Source organism: Streptomyces sp. NPDC050988 (assembly GCF_044456225.1).
GTDB lineage: Bacteria > Actinomycetota > Actinomycetes > Streptomycetales > Streptomycetaceae > Streptomyces.
The window spans coordinates 221244-237213 of sequence record NZ_JBITFQ010000004.1; the positions used below are offsets into that span (position 1 = coordinate 221244).

Consider the following 15970-nt stretch of genomic DNA (forward strand, 5'->3'; position numbering starts at 1 on the left):
CGTTACGGGCGCGTCATCCGCAGGACATCCAGGGCCTCGTCCAGCTGCTCCCGGGTGAGGTCTCCCCGCTCGACGTAGCCCGACTCCAGGACGACCTCACGGATGGTCTTCCGCTCGGCGAGCGCCTTCTTGGCGACCTTCGCGGCCTCCTCGTAACCGATGTACTTGTTGAGCGGCGTCACGACGGACGGAGACGACTCGGCGTACTCCCGGGCCCGCTCGCGATTGGCCGTGATCCCGTCGACGGTCCGGTCGGCGAGCAGCCGCGAGACGTTCGCCAGGAGCCGGATCGACTCCAGTACGTTCCTGGCGATGACCGGCAGCATCACGTTGAGCTCGAAGTTCCCGGAGGCTCCGGCGGTGGCGATCGTCGCGTCGTTGCCGGTCACCTGCGCGGCGACCATCAGTACGGCCTCGGGAATGACCGGATTCACCTTGCCGGGCATGATCGACGAACCCGGCTGGAGGTCGGGAAGACTGATCTCGGCCAGACCGGTGCGGGGCCCGGAGGCCATCCACCGAAGGTCGTTCGCGATCTTCGTCAGCCCGACCGCGATGGTCCGCAGCTGCCCACTGGTCTCGACGATCCCGTCCCGCGCCCCCTGCGCCTCGAAGTGGTCGCGCGCCTCGGTGAGCGGCAGCCCGGTGCTCCGCGCGACCTCCGCGATCACGGCGGCGGAGAACCCCGCCGGGGTATTGATCCCGGTCCCGACGGCGGTCCCCCCGAGGGGCAGCTCGGCGAGCCGGGGAAGAGACGCCCGGAGCCGCTCCACCCCGTACCGCACCTGGGCGGCATACCCCCCGAACTCCTGCCCGAGCGTCACGGGCGTCGCGTCCATCAGATGCGTACGCCCGGACTTCACGACGTCCGCGAACTCCTCGGACTTGCGGGTGAGCGCGTCCGCGAGGTGTTCCAGGGCGGGGACGAGATCGCGGGTGACGGCGGCGGTCGCGGCGATGTGGATGGACGAGGGGAAGACGTCGTTGCTGGACTGCGAGGCGTTCACATGGTCGTTCGGATGTACGTCCCTGCCGAGCCGTTCCGTCGCCAGCGTGGCGATGACCTCGTTCGTGTTCATGTTGGACGAGGTCCCGGACCCTGTCTGAAAAACGTCTACGGGGAAATGCTCGTCCCACTTCCCGTCCACGACCTCGGCGGCCGCCTCCTGGATGGCCTCCGCGATGTCCTTGTCCAGGACCCCGAGTCCGGCGTTCACCTTGGCCGCGGCCGCCTTGATCCTGGCGAGGGCCTCGATGTGCGCCCGCTCGATCCGCTGCCCGGAGATGGGGAAGTTCTCGACGGCGCGCTGGGTCTGGGCCCGCCATTTCGCGTCCGCGGGGACGCGGACCTCACCCATGGAGTCGTGTTCGATGCGGTAGTCGCTCATAACAGGTACATCGCCCCCGCCGCCCCTACCCATTCCCGTCCCCTGGGGCTCCGCCCCAGACCCCGTGGGGTTTGTTGTCGGGTGCGGGCCGGTGGGGGCTGATCGCGCAGTTCCCCGCGCCCCTAAAAACCCAAGGGGCGCGGGGAACTGCGCAATCTTTTGGGGGTTCGGGGGCGAAGCCCCTGAGTAGTGACGGGAATGGGTAGGGGCGGCGGGGGCGAAAAAGGCCCTCAGTGCCCCCCCGGCTAGCCCAGCCCAGGCCCCCGCACAGGAATCGACGTGAACGTCGGAGCGGGCGCCGGGTCCTTGAAGAAGTCGTTGCCCTTGTCGTCGACGACGATGAACGCCGGGAAGTCCTCCACCTCGATCTTCCACACGGCCTCCATCCCGAGCTCCTCGTACTCGACGACCTCGACCTTCTTGATGCAGTCCTGCGCAAGCCGAGCCGCGGGCCCACCGATGGACCCGAGATAGAAGCCCCCGTGGGCCCCGCACGCGTCAGTGACCTGCTGAGACCGATTCCCCTTGGCCAACATCACCCTGGAACCCCCGGCGGCCTGGAACTGCTCCACGTACGAGTCCATCCGCCCGGCCGTAGTCGGCCCGAACGACCCGGACGCGTACCCCTCGGGCGTCTTGGCCGGCCCCGCGTAGTACACGGGGTGGTCCTTCAGGTACTGCGGCATCTCCTCGCCCGCGTCCAACCGCTCCTTGATCTTGGCGTGCGCGATGTCCCGCGCCACGACGAGCGGCCCGGAGAGGGACAGCCGGGTCTTCACCGGGAACCTGGTGAGTTCGGCGAGGATGTCGTCCATGGGCTGGTTCAGGTCGATCTCGACAACGTCCGACGCCTCGTCGAGGTGCTCGTCCGTGGTCTCCGGCAGGAACCGCGCCGGGTCGGTCTCCAGCTGCTCGAGGAAGACGCCCTCGGCGGTGATCTTCGCGACGGCCTGCCGGTCCGCGGAGCAGGACACGGCAATGGCGACCGGGCAGGACGCCCCGTGCCGCGGCAGCCGCACCACGCGCACGTCGTGGCAGAAGTACTTGCCGCCGAACTGCGCCCCGATCCCGATCCGCTGCGTCAGCTCGAAGACCTTCTCCTCCAGCTCCTTGTCCCGGAAGCCGTGCCCGAGCTCGGAGCCCTCGGCCGGGATCTCGTCCAGGTAGTGCGCGGAGGCGTACTTCGCCGTCTTCAGGGCGTACTCCGCGCTCGTACCGCCGACGACGATCGCCAGGTGGTACGGCGGGCAGGCCGCGGTACCCAGGGAGCGGATCTTCTCCTCCAGGAACTTCATCATGGAGGACTCGTTCAGAACGGCCTTCGTCTCCTGGTAGAGGAACGACTTGTTGGCCGAGCCGCCGCCCTTGGCCATGAAGAGGAACTTGTAGGCGCCGCCGTCGGTCGCGTACAGCTCGATCTGGGCGGGCAGGTTCGACCCGGTGTTCTTCTCGTCCCACATGGTGAGCGGGGCCATCTGCGAGTAGCGCAGGTTGAGGTTCAGGTAGGCGTCGTAGATGCCGCGGGACAGGGCCGCCTCGTCGCCGCCTTCCGTGAGCACGTTCTGGCCGCGCTTGCCCATCACGATCGCCGTGCCGGTGTCCTGGCACATGGGCAGGACGCCCGCGGCGGCGATGTTCGCGTTCTTCAGGAGGTCCAGCGCGACGAACTTGTCGTTGCTCGACGCCTCGGGGTCGTCGATGATGCGCCGCAGCTGGGCGAGGTGGGCCGGCCGCAGGTAGTGCTGGATGTCGTGGATGGCCTCGGCGGCGAGCGTGCGCAGAGCCTCCGGCTCGACCTTGAGGAACGTGCGCCCGTCGGCCTCGAAGGTGGAGACACCCTCGGAGGTCACCAGCCGGTAGGGGGTGGTGTCCTCTCCCTGGGGGAGCAGATCGGTGTACGCGAACTCAGGCATCTCGCCCACATTCCTTTATCGACAGACAGCGGCCGCCTCCGTTGGCGGGCGCCAACCAGCGTAGAACCTGCTGCTGACACCAAGCTTGTGAGGTAAGGCTCAGTTCGCCGTCCACACCCTCTAGTCGCGATCTATCGCGTTTGGGTACGCTGCTGTCGTGGACCTAGAGAAGCGCACCCCACCCGCACCCGACCTTCGGAAGCCGACCGACCTCCGGGCGTCCGACGCCGACCGCGACCGGACGGCGGACATCCTGCGCGAGGCCCTCGCCGAGGGCCGCCTCACCGCGGAGGAGCACTCCGAGCGGGTCGAGGACGTCTTCCGCGCGAAGACCGTCGGCGAGCTGGAACCACTCGTGGCGGACCTGCCGGTGGCCCACCCGTCCCGCCCGGCGGGGACGTTCGCCCCGGCGCCGAACCGCCCCACCCCGGGCAAGGTCCCCCCGGTCGCCGAGGAGAACGTGGTGGCGGTGTTCAGCGCGGCGGTCCGCAAGGGCCGCTGGCGCATAGGCCGCCGCACGCACGCGTACGCGATCTTCGGCAGCGTGGAAATAGACCTCAGCGAGGCGGTCTTCGAGCACCAGCAGGTCGTGATCAAGGTGATATCGGTCTTCGGCAACGTCGAGATCCGGGTCCCGGAGAACGTGTCGTTGCGGGGCAACGGCGGCGGGGTCCTGGGCAACTTCGAGGTGGACACGCTGGATTCGGTCGACCACGACGCCCCCGTGGTGTACGTGGACGGACTGGCCGTACTGGGAAATATCGAGGCAAAACCCAAGCGGGGCAAGCTGATCGAGGACATCCTCGACCGGGTCGGGGACCGGGTGAACGCGAAGTTGCGCAAACACCTCGGGCATTGACGGTCGCGAATTTCGCGGCGAGCGGAGGGTATTGGTCCAGTAGTGACGGTCCAGTGCCGGTCGGGATCTCCCGCGCTTCGGAACTGAGTGCATAGGCGCGCGTACAGCGGGTAGGCCTTGCTGCATCGTCTCTCGCTCGCGAAGCCGTCGTCAGGAGTAGACCGTGCTGCATCCGCCGCATCAGTCCTTGCAGGTCGCTGCCGTTCCGCCCCAGCCGGTGCCGGTGCGCGAGAGGGACCAGGACGCCCCTTGGCACACGGAGGCCGTGTGCCGCCGCGACGAGGCCGGGCTGTTCTTCGCGCCCTCGAAGGAACCCACCGCGGCCCGGCTGTCCCGGGAGGAGGCGGCAAAGCGGGTCTGCGCACGCTGTCCGGTGATGGTCGAATGCCGCGAACACGCACTGCTGCAACCCGAGCCGTACGGCGTATGGGGCGGCCTCACCGCCGCCGAGCGCCGCGTGGTCCTGGCCCGGCGCCGCCGCCGCGACCTCGAACTGCAGAAGGCGGCCCGCTCCACCGGCCCGATAGCCGCGGCCGGCTGACACTCACACCGATGGGGCGCCCCTCCGCACAAGGGGCGCCCCATCGGCGTACAAGAATCAGCCGTTGCCGTAAAGCGCCGGCCAGGTTGCGCCCCTTCAGGGGCGCGGGGCTGTGACATTTTGCGGCTCCGCCGCGGGGCGCGACCAGCCCAAACGAACCCGCGGATACCCACGGCCCGCAGTGAACGGCGCAGTCGGCGAACCTACTTGGCGCGATCGAAGTCGATCGCGCTGTAAGCCCGCAGCTTCGCCAACCGGTGCTCCGAGTTGATCTGCCGCACCGTCCCCGACTTCGACCGCATCACGATCGAGTCGGTCGTCGCGGTCTCGGGCCGATAGCGAACCCCTCGCAGCAGCTCACCGTCGGTGATCCCGGTCGCGACGAAGAAGACGTTCTCGCCGGAGACCAGGTCGTCGGTGAACAGGACCCGGTCGAGGTCGTGCCCCGCGTCGACCGCGCGCGCCCGCTCCTCGTCGTCCTTGGGCCACAACTTGCCCTGGATCGTGCCGCCCAGGCACTTCACCGCACAGGCGGAGATGATGCCCTCGGGCGTACCGCCGATGCCGAGCAGCAGGTCGATGCCGGTGCCCTCGCGCAGCGCCAGGATCGAGCCCGCGACATCGCCGTCGGAGATGAGCTTGATGCGGGCGCCGGTCTCCCGGATCTCCTTGATGATGCCGTCGTGGCGCGGCCGGTCGAGGATGACGACCGTGACGTCCTCGGGCGTGACGCGCTTGGCCTTGGCGACCCGGCGGATGTTCACGGACACGGGCGCGTTGATGTCGACGAAGTCGGCGGCCTCGGGGCCGGTGACCAGCTTGTCCATGTAGAAGACCGCGGACGGGTCGAACATGGTGCCGCGGTCGGCGGCGGCCAGTACCGCGATCGCGTTCGTCATGCCCTTCGCGGTGAGCGTGGTGCCGTCGATCGGGTCGACGGCGATGTCGCACTCGGGGCCCGTCCCGTCTCCGACGCGCTCCCCGTTGTAGAGCATCGGGGCCTCGTCCTTCTCCCCTTCGCCGATGACGACGACGCCGTTCATCGAGACGGTGGAGACGAGGGTCCGCATGGCCCGTACGGCAGCGCCGTCGGCGCCGTTCTTGTCGCCGCGGCCGACCCAGCGGCCCGCGGCCATGGCGGCGGCTTCGGTGACCCGGACGAGCTCAAGGGCGAGGTTTCGGTCGGGGGCCTCGGACGGGACCTCGAGTTCGGACGGCAAGTGATGCTCGGTCATCGGAGCGCACCTTTCTGATACGACGACGGCCGGATGAGGGTTCGGGGCGACTCTATCCTCAGTCCGACAAAATGAGCAGGGGGGCCCACGGATGAGCAGACCAGTACACCTGCGACGATGGGGGCGTGGCAGGTATGAAAGGCAAGCAGTCGGTCCGGGACATGGTGTTGTCCCTGGGCCTGATCGGCATAGTCGCGGGCTTCATCTACGTCTTCATTCCCAATGACGACTCGGAGCCCCCTCTCAAGCGGGTCGACTACCGCGTGGAGCTCCTCACGGCACGCCGCGCCGCCGCCTATCCGGTGGCGGCGCCCGAGGGTCTGGCCAAGGAGTGGAAGGCCACGTCGGTGCGGTTCCAGGGCGCCGACTTCGACGCGTGGCACCTCGGCTTCCACGACCCCGACGGTGAGTACGTCGCGATCGAGCAGTCGACTCAGAAGCCCGTCACGTTCATCGACGACGCGAGCCAGGGCGCCGAGGAGACGAACAAGACGCAGCGCATCGGCGAGCGCTCCTGGGAGCGGTACGAGGGCGCGAAGTACGACGCCCTCGTCCTCCGGGAGAAGGGCTCCACGACGGTCGTCACCGGCACGGCGTCCTTCGCACAGCTGACGAAGATGGCGCAGGCCCTGAAGACGGAGTAGGGCCCGCGCGCATGACGACGGCCCCCGGCGTTCGTGCCGGGGGCCGTCGTCATGCATGCGGCGAGGCTCAGACGGTCGTGATGACCTGGTCGGCCTCGAGGCGCGGGGAGCGCGGGTGCCAGGCGTTCTCGCCCGGCCTGCCGATGTTGACCACCATCAGCGGGGTGTGGTCGTCGTCGAGGAACTCCTTCTGGACGCCCGCGAAGTCGAAGCCCGTCATCGGGCCGGCGGCCAGGCCGGCGGCGCGGACGCCGATGATGAAGTACGCGGCCTGCAGTGCGGCGTTGACGGTGGCGGCACTCTCACGGGCCGGGCGCTCGGCGAAGAAGACGTCCTTGGCCTGCGGGAAGTGCGGGAAGAGGTGCGGGAGTTCCTCGTGGAACTCGTTGTCCGCGGAGAGGATCGCGACGAGCGGTGCGGTGGCCGTCTTCGGCTGGTTGCCCTCGGACATGTGCTGCACCAGGCGCTCGCGGGCCTCGGCGGAGCGGACCAGGGTGATGCGCAGCGGGGACTGGTTGAAGGCGGTCGGGCCGAACTTGACCAGGTCGTAGATCGCCTGCACCTGCTCCTCGGAGACAGGCTCGTCGGTGAAGGCGTTCGCGGTGCGGGCCTCACGGAAGAGCAGGTCCTGAGCTGTGGGGTCAAGGACGAGGGACATGAATCAACCTTTTCGGGGGAGTGTGTCGAACCCTGTGGGGGATCGCCTTGCACTTCCGAAGGTACGTCGAGGAAGTTTAGTGTTCAACCAAAATTGGAGCATGGTGATCCGTTTCACAGGCCGCGGGGGTTGGCGGAGCGGGTGTGAACGTGAGCGCGGAGGGTGTTTTTTGGGAGGGGTTTCCCGTGCCTGACAGTCGGGACAGTCGTGCGTGACGGCCGTCAGGCACAGGCCCCTGAGCTACTCGGAGCCGGAGCCGGAGCCGGAGCTGGAGCCGGAGCCGGACGCGCCGGACGCCTCCTCGGCTTCCTCTCCCGCTTCCGCCCCCGCCAGAGCCGCGTCGAGGCGGGCGCGGGCGCCGTCCAGCCACCGCCGGCACACCTTGGCCAACTCCTCGCCCCGCTCCCACAGGGCGAGCGATTCCTCAAGCGTCGTACCGCCCGCCTCCAGGCGTCGTACGACCTCGATGAGCTCGTCCCGTGCCTGCTCGTACCCGAGCGCCTCGTCCGTCCTGCTGGTCATGCGCCCACCCTAGGGTCTGTCTCGGACATCGACTCGTACCGTGAACTCGCCCTCGGCGACCCGCGCCCGCAGGGACTCGTCCGCCGTCACCTCGTCCGGGGACCGGACCGCGTGACCGTCGGACTTCTGCAGCACCGCGTACCCCCGCTTGAGGGTCGCGGCGGGGGAGAGGGCCACCACGCGCGCGTGCGTGTGCGTCAGCTCCGAGTCGGCACGGTCGAGGAGGTGCCCGAGCGTGCGGCGGCCGCGGTCGAGCAGCGAGGCGACATGGTCCGCGCGCTCGTCGACCATCCGGTGCGGATCCTCTATCGAGGGGCGGGCCAGCGCGTGGGCGAGGCCTCTCTCCTCCCGGTCGATGAGGGACTGGACGCTGCGGCGGGCGCGGTCCCGCAGGAACTGGACGCGCTCGTACTCCTCGCCGACGTCCGGAACGACCTTCTTCGCCGCGTCGGTGGGAGTGGAGGCGCGCAGGTCGGCCACATGGTCGAGCAGTGGGTTGTCGGGTTCGTGCCCGATGGCCGACACGACCGGTGTACGGCAGGACGCGACCGCCCGTACGAGCTGCTCGTCCGAGAACGGGAGCAGGTCCTCCACGCTGCCGCCGCCGCGCGCCACGATGATCACGTCCACGTCGTCGAGCGCGTCGAGATCCTTCACGGCCTGGACGACCTGCGGGACCGCGTGGACGCCCTGCACTGCGACGTTGCGCACCTCGAAGCGGACGGCGGGCCAGCGGTGGCGCGCGTTCTCCAGCACGTCCCGCTCGGCGGCGGAGGCACGGCCGCAGACGAGCCCGATGAGCTGGGGCAGGAAGGGCAGCGGCTTCTTGCGCTCGGCCGCGAACAGCCCCTCACGCGCCAGGGACTTCTTCAACTGCTCAAGCCGGGCGAGCAGTTCGCCCACGCCCACCGGCTTTATCTCGGCGGCCCGCAACGACAACTGCCCACGCGGCGCGTACCACTCGGGCTTCGCGAGTACGACGACACGGGCGCCCTCGCTCACCACGTCGGCGACCGAGTCGAACACCTGGCGATAGCAGGTCACGCTCACCGAGATGTCGTACGACGGATCGCGCAGCGTCAGAAACACGACACCCGCGCCCGGCCGCCGCGACAGCTGGGTGATCTGCCCCTCCACCCACACCGCCCCGAGCCGGTCGATCCATCCCCCGATGAGCCGCGACACCTCACCGACGGGGATGGGGGCGTCCGAGGACGTGTTGAGAGCCATACGGCGAGCGTAGCCGCAGGCTGTGACAGAGCGGCCGTGAGTCTGGGCGAGTTGGGCGGGCGCGGATTGGCCGGGGCTGAGAGCGCAGTTCCCCGCGCCCCTTTTTAGGGGCGCGGGGAACTGCGCAATCTTTTGGGGGGTTCGGGGGCGAAGCCCCTGAGTAAGTGACGGGAATGGGTAGGGGCGGCGGGGGCGAAATCCTCGGGTCAGCCGGCCGCAGGGGCCCGCCCCCGCTGAGCCACCAACACCCCCACTCCAACAACCAACCACACCGCCCCCACCACCTGCGCCGCCCCCGACGCCTCGAAGATCACAGCCACAGTGATCGCCGCCCCCACGACAGGCATCAGCACATGCCGCCACCACACCACGGCCCCACCCAGCCGCCGCACGGCGAACCACCCGACCACACTCGCGTGCAGCAGCGTGAACGCGGTCAACGCCCCGATGTCGACCACCGACACCAGATGGTCCATCCCGTCGTCACGCCGAGCGGCCCACACCGCGGCCACCATCGTGATGACGGCAGCACAGAGCAGCGCCACCCGAGGCGTCCCGGAGTCAGTCCGGGACAGAACCCGCGGCAGCCGCCGGTCCCGGGACATCGCGAACAGCAGCCGCCCGGCCGCCGCCTGCCCCGCCAGCGCCGCGAACGCCGCCCCGATCGCCTTGCTCACCGCCACCAGATCGTGCAGCCACGTCCCGACGGAGGCGTCCACGGCGTCGTAGAACGCCGACCCCTGCTTGCCCGGATCGGCGGCGAGCTGCGCGGACGACAGCGGTTCGAGCAGGGCGATGAGATACGTCTGCGCGATGAACAGCACACCGGCGAGGGCGAGACAGAACAGCACCGCCCTGGCCACCTTCTCCGAACTCCCCGTCACCTCCTCGGCGAAGGAGGCGATGGCGTCGAAGCCGAGATAGGAGAGCACCGCGATCGACACGGCCCCGACGACCGCGGACAGCGCGAACGCCCCCTGGGAGCCGTCACCCGACAGCGGCGACAGCCACCCCCGCTCGGCCCCGTCGCGTGCGAGGACGACGACCGCCGACACGACGAAGACAAGGAGGACCACGATTTCCATCGCGAGCACCAGGAATCCGACGCGCGCGGCGGCCCGTACGCCCCACAGGTTGAGCAGCGTCGTGACGACGACGGCGAGTGCGGTCCACACCCAGCGCGAGACCTCCGGGACCAGGGAGTTCATCGCGATCCCGGAGAAGAGGTACGCCACCGCGGGGATGAGGAGGTAGTCCAGCATCGCCATCCAGCCGGCGATGAACCCCGCCTCCTTTCCGAGCGCCGCGCGCGCGTAGGCGAACACCGAACCCGCCTGGGGGACCACGCGCACCATCTGGGCGTAGCTGAAAGCGGTGAACGCCATCGCGACCGTGGCGACGACGTAGACCAGCGCGACCGCCCCGTGCGACCTGGCGTCGAGGGTCCCGAAGATGCCGACCGGCGCCATGGGCGCGATGAACAGCAGCCCGTAGACGACCAGATCGCGGAAGCCGAGATCGCGCCGCAGGCCGTGTCCGTCGTGTCCGTCGTGTTCGTCGTCGGCCCGCGCGGCCGAGGTCTCCGTGCCGGACATCCGTACCTCCCGAGAGTCGCGCCTTGCCCCACCCCTCCCAGCTCCCCAGCTGCCCGACCAGTCTCCCCAAGGCGGCGATCTTTGACGCGCAGGGCGCGGCCTTACGATGGGATGCATGACTGCTTCGACTGGCCGCCGTGTCCTCCTCGCCGCTCCTCGTGGCTACTGCGCGGGAGTGGACCGTGCCGTGATCGCCGTCGAGAAGGCCCTGGAGCAGTACGGGGCCCCGATCTATGTCCGCCACGAAATCGTCCACAACAAGTACGTCGTGCAGACCCTGGAGAAGAAGGGCGCGATCTTCGTCGAACGGACGGCGGAGGTCCCCGAGGGGTCCATCGTCATGTTCTCGGCGCACGGCGTCGCCCCGGTCGTCCACGACGAGGCCGCGGCCGGCAGGCTCGCCACGATCGACGCGACCTGCCCGCTGGTCACCAAGGTCCACAAGGAAGCGGTCCGCTTCGCCAAGGAGGACTACGACATCCTCCTGATCGGGCACGAGGGCCACGAGGAGGTCATCGGCACGTCCGGCGAGGCGCCCGAGCACATCACGCTCGTCGACGGCCCCGACGACGTCGCCAAGGTCGAGGTCCGCGACCCCTCCAAGGTCGTCTGGCTCTCCCAGACCACGCTGTCGGTCGACGAGACCATGGAGACGGTCGACGCGCTCAAGAACAAGTTCCCGCAGCTCATCTCGCCGCCCAGCGACGACATCTGCTACGCCACGCAGAACCGCCAGATCGCGGTGAAGAAGCTCGCCGAGGACGCCCAGCTGGTGATCGTCGTGGGTTCGAAGAACTCCTCGAACTCGATCCGCATGGTCGAGGTCGCCCTGGACGCGGGTGCCGCCGCCGCGCACCTGGTGGACTTCGCCGCCGAGATCGACGAGGCCTGGCTGGAGGGTGTCACCACCGTCGGCCTGACCTCCGGCGCCTCGGTCCCGGACGTACTGGTGGACGGCGTGCTGGAGTGGCTGGCCGAGCGCGGCTACGGCGACGTGGAGACGGTGAAGACGGCCGACGAGTCCATCACGTTCTCCCTCCCCAAGGAACTGCGCCGTGACCTGCGCGCGGAGGCGGCGGCCCTGGTGGCGGACCGCACCGGTAGCACCCCCTCGGCGGAGTGACTGTCCGTCGTACGACGTAACGTAGAGCCATGCAGATCTTCGGTGTGGACATCGGCGGTTCAGGGATCAAGGGTGCGCCCGTGGACCTGGACCGCGGCGACCTGGCGGAGGAGCGCTACAAGGTGCTCACGCCGCACCCCGCGACCCCGGACGCGGTGGCGGACGGTGTGAAGGAGGTCGTCGGCCACTTCGGCTGGACGGGCCCGGTCGGGATCACCTTCCCGGGTGTGGTCACCGGCGGCGCCACCATCCGTACGGCGGCCAACGTGGACAAGGGCTGGATCGACACGGACGCCCGCGCCCTCCTCGGCGACCGGCTGGGCGGACTGCCGGTGACGGTGCTGAACGACGCGGACGCGGCGGGCGTCGCCGAGATGCAGTTCGGCGCGGGCCGCGACCGCCAGGGCACGGTCTTCCTGCTCACGTTCGGTACGGGGATCGGCAGCGCCCTCTTCGTGGACGGCGTCCTCGTGCCGAACACGGAGCTGGGCCACCTGGAGCTGAACGGCCACGACGCGGAGAAGCACGCGTCCACCAAGGCCAAGGAGGACCACGACCTCACGTGGGAGCACTGGGCCCGGCGCGTCCAGAAGTACCTCGCCCACGTGGAGATGCTCTTCTCGCCCGAGCTGTTCATCATCGGCGGCGGCGTCAGCCGCAAGTCCCAGAAGTTCCTGCCGCTGATCGAGGACATCAAGGCGGAGATCGTCCCGGCCCAGCTGCAGAACAACGCGGGGATCGTGGGCGCGGCGATGCGGGCGGCGAAGGCGAGCTAGCGGCGCAGGCGACGCCCCCGGCGTCGACCACCCCGGGCGGCACTCGGGCCGAGCCGCCCGGGCATGGCTCCGAGGCCCGGGCGGCCATGGGGAGACAGGGACGCGAACCTCAGCCGACCCTGCGCCGCTGCTGCGCCGCACGACGGCTCATCATCCGTACCTTGCGCACGGTGACGATGAGCCCGGCGACCAGCGTGCCTCCGTACAGCCACCCGGCGTGCAGCGCGAGTGCGGTGACCAGCCCCATCAGCCGCCCGAAGAGCCCCCCGTCGCTGTCGGCGATCGGCAGCAGTCCGACGGCGAAGGCGATCGGCACGGCGACGACCGCCGTGACGAGGTCGGCCCGCCGCACCCACACCGCCGTCAACGCGCACACGGGCAGGAACAGCACCCCGTAGACGACGAGCGAGGACCCGAACAGCAGCGCGTCCAGACAGGCCAGCGCGAACATCGACGCGGCACAGAACAGCCCGCTGCCCAGCCCGGTGAGCCGGGGGTTGGGGAACCGGCGGACGGCCTGCACGAGCGGTGACACGGCCGGCGCGCTCCGCGGAACACCGGCCCCGGCCTGCCGGGTCGTACGGGCTCCGCCCCGTCCGGCCTGCGGGGGAAGGGGCGCGCCGCGTCGCAGCGGCGGTGACTGAGGGGGGCGAGTTCTGTGTTGCTCCACAGGTCCAACTTAGGTCGGGTTATGTGTGGAATAGGCCCTGGGACACGCGCTTTGGCCGACCTTGAGCAAGCGTTCGATACGTCGCCGGTACGGGGCGCGGAACGCCGTAGACTGGTGGATCGTCTGGATCGTCCTCCACCCTTACGTACGGGAAGTCGCAACGTGTCGCTCACGATCGGAATCGTCGGTCTGCCGAATGTCGGCAAGTCGACCCTGTTCAACGCCCTGACCAAGAACGACGTGCTGGCGGCCAACTACCCGTTCGCCACGATCGAGCCGAACGTCGGCGTGGTCGGCGTCCCTGACGCCAGGCTGACCAAGCTGGCGGAGATCTTCGGCTCTCAGAAGATCCTTCCGGCCACGGTCGACTTCGTGGACATCGCGGGCATCGTGCGCGGCGCGAGCGAGGGCGAGGGCCTCGGCAACAAGTTCCTCGCGAACATCCGTGAGTCGGACGCGATCTGCCAGGTCATCCGTGCCTTCAAAGACGAGAACGTCGTGCACGTGGACGGCAAGGTCTCGCCGAAGGACGACATCGAGACGATCAACACCGAGCTGATCCTCGCCGACCTGCAGACCATCGAGAAGGTCCTGCCGCGCCTCCAGAAGGAGTCGCGGATCAAGAAGGACGTCGCGGCGAAGGTGGCGGCGGTCGAGGCGGCCAAGTCCATCCTGGACGGCGGCCAGACGCTCTTCGCCGCGGGCATCAAGCAGGACTCGGACCAGGAGGCGCTCCTCCACGACCTGCACCTGCTCACCGTCAAGCCGTTCCTGTACGTCTTCAACGTCGACGAGGACGAGCTGACCGACGACGCCTTCAAGGCCGAGCAGAGCGCACTGGTTGCCCCCGCCGAGGCGATCTTCCTCAACGCCAAGCTGGAGGCGGACCTCGCCGAGCTGGACGACGAGGAGGCCCTGGAGCTCCTCCAGTCCGTCGGAGTCGAGGAGCCCGGCCTCGCCACGCTGGCCCACGTGGGCTTCAACACCCTCGGCCTGCAGACCTACCTCACCGCCGGCCCCAAGGAATCCCGAGCCTGGACCATCAAGAAGGGCGCCACCGCCCCCGAGGCCGCCGGAGTCATCCACACCGACTTCCAGAAGGGCTTCATCAAGGCGGAGGTCATCTCCTTCGAAGACCTGGTCGAAACAGGCTCAGTATCCGAGGCCCGCGCCAAGGGCAAGGCCCGCATGGAGGGCAAGGAGTATGTGATGCGGGACGGGGATGTGGTGGAGTTCAGGTTCAACGTGTAGCGGGTGACATACCATCACGTCGCTGATCTGGCAAATATGCAGTTCAGAAGGGGTCTGACTCTTCGGAGTCGGGCCCCTGGTTTTTTCCCGTGCTGGATCGGTGCTGGATTTTCTGACACCTCGTCACCTCTCGTCACCCCTCTTCATCCCTACCGTGCTGGATTGATGCTGGGTCTTCTGGGTGGGCTTCCGACGCACGAGGCGTCGCTAGGGTTGCCCGCTACCCGGCAGTACAAAGTGTGAGCCTCGCGGGCACGGAATGCGCTTGCATTCGAACGCGCGTCCGTTTTGGATAACTGGAAGCACTTGTTCCGAACCGGGGGGTTCTCTGTGGCTGCACGTCGTCTGTCCGTTTCCCGTGTCCTCGCGCTGCCGACGAAGGGGGAGCCGCAGAGAAGAACGGCCTTCGCGGGGTGGGGCATGCTCGCAACCGCCCTCGTATACGGCGGGTCGCTGGCCGCCTTGCAGCCAGGCGGCAACGTGGGGGCCCCGCAGAACACCGAGGCGGGCCACACTGCCCCCGACGCGGGAGCCGAGGATCGCGAGGCAAGAGCGGCTGAGACGGGCGACTTCTTCGACGGCCGGGGCGGAATTGCCGGGGTGGAGTTCACCGCCGCGCAGCGCAACGCCATCATCCGCGAGGCTCTGAGTCGAGGGCTGACTCTCAAGGAGGCCCGGGAACTCGCCTACGGCGAAGAAGAGGGCAAGGACAACGCGCTGACGTACGTAGTCGCGGACGGAGAGATGTACCGGCAGGTGGCGCCAGCGGAGGAGGCTTCGTACGGCGAAGCCTCCAGCGAGGGTGGCAAGGCGGATGCCCCGGCAGCCGGGAGTGGAAAGGCGTCGAGCGACAAGGGCAGCAAGAAGAAGGGCAACGGGCCCGCCGCGAAGGAAGACAAGGAGGACGGCAAGGCCACGGGGAAGGCCGAGGAGACGGACAAGGGGCTTGTCGACGTGCTTGGTGACACCGTGAAGGACGTTGTGCCGGACCCGATCGAGGATGTGGTCGAGTCCCTACCCGACGAGCTGAGCCCGTTCCGCACCTTCATGGCCGACATCAGCCAGCCCGGCACCGAGCCTGAGTACACGGTCGTCCCGCTCGACGTGAACGACGATGAGGTCGTGGAGGCCCTTCAGGTCACGGCAACCGCTCAGGTGTCCGCGTCGATGACCGTCACGGCGGAAGTCGTGGCCCCTGTCGAAGAGTCTCCGGAGGCGCCCCTGTGCACGGTCGTGGTGACGCTCACGGACTCGGCCACGGATGAGGTGATCTCCGCCCCGGAGCCGGTCGTCGTGGACAACCCGCAGGACGTCTCGCAGGCCGCCATCGGAGCCATCGTGGATACCGTCGTGGACGCGGCGCAGGGCGAGCCTTCGGCCACCGCGGAGATTCCCATTGAGGCCGTCTCGACGGTCACCGAGGCCCAGGACGAAGCCGAGGAGGTGGCCCCGGTTGGCGAGCCCGAGCCGTCCGAGCCCGAGACCGTCGACAGCCTCGGCGCGGCTGCTCGTGAAGAGGAAGTCGAGCGCAGCCTCGCCCAGGTGGGTTAAGGGGGCTGAGCAAG

Annotated in this window: 15 protein-coding genes; 7 read left to right on the forward strand and 8 right to left on the reverse strand. The window is 68.9% G+C overall.

The features are described 5' to 3' along the window. Positions 1-2 precede the first annotated feature (2 nt). Both ACIBEI_RS12170 and ACIBEI_RS12175 read right to left on the reverse strand, forming a co-directional pair. Entirely contained in the window at positions 3-1388 is a 1386-nt protein-coding gene (locus ACIBEI_RS12170) for a class II fumarate hydratase (protein ID WP_398887744.1), read from the reverse strand. A 245-nt stretch (positions 1389-1633) separates the two neighbouring features. Next, complete coding sequence (locus tag ACIBEI_RS12175; protein WP_398887745.1) at positions 1634-3301, reverse strand: fumarate hydratase; 1668 nt, start codon at positions 3299-3301, stop codon at positions 1634-1636. A gap of 157 nt (positions 3302-3458) precedes the next feature. Between ACIBEI_RS12175 and ACIBEI_RS12180 the strand changes: the two genes are divergently transcribed. Together ACIBEI_RS12180 and ACIBEI_RS12185 are read left to right on the forward strand one after the other, a co-directional pair. After that, positions 3459-4160 (forward strand): DUF1707 domain-containing protein, encoded by a 702-nt coding sequence (locus ACIBEI_RS12180; RefSeq protein ID WP_398887747.1) that lies wholly within the window; start codon positions 3459-3461, stop codon positions 4158-4160. A gap of 163 nt (positions 4161-4323) precedes the next feature. Beyond that, positions 4324-4701 (forward strand): WhiB family transcriptional regulator, encoded by a 378-nt coding sequence (locus tag ACIBEI_RS12185; RefSeq protein WP_398887749.1) that lies wholly within the window; start codon positions 4324-4326, stop codon positions 4699-4701. A gap of 203 nt (positions 4702-4904) precedes the next feature. Here the strand turns inward: ACIBEI_RS12185 and glpX are convergent, their stop codons facing one another. Beyond that, on the reverse strand, positions 4905-5936 hold the full coding sequence (gene glpX / locus ACIBEI_RS12190) for a class II fructose-bisphosphatase (protein ID WP_189837419.1): 1032 nt from the start codon (positions 5934-5936) through the stop codon (positions 4905-4907). Between the two features lie 125 nt (positions 5937-6061). Here glpX and ACIBEI_RS12195 point away from each other — a divergent pair, with 125 nt between their 5' ends. Further along, positions 6062-6580, forward strand: coding sequence for a DUF4245 domain-containing protein (locus ACIBEI_RS12195; RefSeq protein WP_398887752.1), 519 nt, complete (start codon positions 6062-6064; stop codon positions 6578-6580). Between the two features lie 67 nt (positions 6581-6647). Here ACIBEI_RS12195 and ACIBEI_RS12200 read toward each other — a convergent pair whose 3' ends face one another. The 4 genes from ACIBEI_RS12200 to ACIBEI_RS12215 form a co-directional block, all read right to left on the reverse strand. Continuing rightward, complete coding sequence (locus ACIBEI_RS12200; RefSeq protein ID WP_398887754.1) at positions 6648-7238, reverse strand: malonic semialdehyde reductase; 591 nt, start codon at positions 7236-7238, stop codon at positions 6648-6650. Positions 7239-7478: 240 nt separating this feature from the next. Beyond that, positions 7479-7760 carry an exodeoxyribonuclease VII small subunit gene (locus ACIBEI_RS12205; RefSeq protein ID WP_398887756.1) on the reverse strand — a complete coding sequence of 94 codons (282 nt, stop codon included), beginning with the start codon at positions 7758-7760 and terminating at the stop codon, positions 7479-7481. Between the two features lie 9 nt (positions 7761-7769). Continuing rightward, positions 7770-8990, reverse strand: coding sequence for an exodeoxyribonuclease VII large subunit (xseA, locus tag ACIBEI_RS12210; protein WP_398887758.1), 1221 nt, complete (start codon positions 8988-8990; stop codon positions 7770-7772). 206 nt (positions 8991-9196) lie between these two features. Continuing rightward, positions 9197-10585 carry an APC family permease gene (locus ACIBEI_RS12215; RefSeq protein ID WP_398887760.1) on the reverse strand — a complete coding sequence of 463 codons (1389 nt, stop codon included), beginning with the start codon at positions 10583-10585 and terminating at the stop codon, positions 9197-9199. A 106-nt stretch (positions 10586-10691) separates the two neighbouring features. Between ACIBEI_RS12215 and ACIBEI_RS12220 the strand changes: the two genes are divergently transcribed. Next, positions 10692-11708, forward strand: coding sequence for a 4-hydroxy-3-methylbut-2-enyl diphosphate reductase (locus ACIBEI_RS12220; protein WP_398887762.1), 1017 nt, complete (start codon positions 10692-10694; stop codon positions 11706-11708). A 29-nt stretch (positions 11709-11737) separates the two neighbouring features. Beyond that, the gene (gene ppgK / locus ACIBEI_RS12225; protein ID WP_398887764.1) at positions 11738-12484 is read left to right on the forward strand and encodes a polyphosphate--glucose phosphotransferase; all 747 of its coding nucleotides are present in this window, start codon (positions 11738-11740) and stop codon (positions 12482-12484) included. A 109-nt stretch (positions 12485-12593) separates the two neighbouring features. On the opposite strand, the gene ACIBEI_RS12230 is transcribed toward ppgK, so the two are convergent. Continuing rightward, positions 12594-13019 carry a DUF6542 domain-containing protein gene (locus ACIBEI_RS12230; RefSeq protein ID WP_398887766.1) on the reverse strand — a complete coding sequence of 142 codons (426 nt, stop codon included), beginning with the start codon at positions 13017-13019 and terminating at the stop codon, positions 12594-12596. Between the two features lie 297 nt (positions 13020-13316). Between ACIBEI_RS12230 and ychF the strand changes: the two genes are divergently transcribed. Both ychF and ACIBEI_RS12240 read left to right on the forward strand, forming a co-directional pair. Beyond that, positions 13317-14405 (forward strand): redox-regulated ATPase YchF, encoded by a 1089-nt coding sequence (gene ychF / locus ACIBEI_RS12235; RefSeq protein WP_398887768.1) that lies wholly within the window; start codon positions 13317-13319, stop codon positions 14403-14405. Positions 14406-14825: 420 nt separating this feature from the next. Next, positions 14826-15956 (forward strand): hypothetical protein, encoded by a 1131-nt coding sequence (locus ACIBEI_RS12240; protein WP_398887770.1) that lies wholly within the window; start codon positions 14826-14828, stop codon positions 15954-15956. Positions 15957-15970: the final 14 nt, after the last annotated feature.

Coding starts and splice junctions, on each gene's coding strand:
- glpX (WP_189837419.1), bottom strand. CDS start 5,936: ATGACCGAGCATCACTTGCCGTCCGAACTCGAGGTCCCGTCCGAGGCC.
- ACIBEI_RS12175 (WP_398887745.1), bottom strand. CDS start 3,301: ATGCCTGAGTTCGCGTACACCGATCTGCTCCCCCAGGGAGAGGACACC.
- ACIBEI_RS12200 (WP_398887754.1), bottom strand. CDS start 7,238: ATGTCCCTCGTCCTTGACCCCACAGCTCAGGACCTGCTCTTCCGTGAG.
- xseA (WP_398887758.1), bottom strand. CDS start 8,990: ATGGCTCTCAACACGTCCTCGGACGCCCCCATCCCCGTCGGTGAGGTG.
- ACIBEI_RS12220 (WP_398887762.1), top strand. CDS start 10,692: ATGGGATGCATGACTGCTTCGACTGGCCGCCGTGTCCTCCTCGCCGCT.
- ACIBEI_RS12215 (WP_398887760.1), bottom strand. CDS start 10,585: ATGTCCGGCACGGAGACCTCGGCCGCGCGGGCCGACGACGAACACGAC.
- ACIBEI_RS12170 (WP_398887744.1), bottom strand. CDS start 1,388: ATGAGCGACTACCGCATCGAACACGACTCCATGGGTGAGGTCCGCGTC.
- ppgK (WP_398887764.1), top strand. CDS start 11,738: ATGCAGATCTTCGGTGTGGACATCGGCGGTTCAGGGATCAAGGGTGCG.
- ACIBEI_RS12205 (WP_398887756.1), bottom strand. CDS start 7,760: ATGACCAGCAGGACGGACGAGGCGCTCGGGTACGAGCAGGCACGGGAC.
- ACIBEI_RS12240 (WP_398887770.1), top strand. CDS start 14,826: ATGCTCGCAACCGCCCTCGTATACGGCGGGTCGCTGGCCGCCTTGCAG.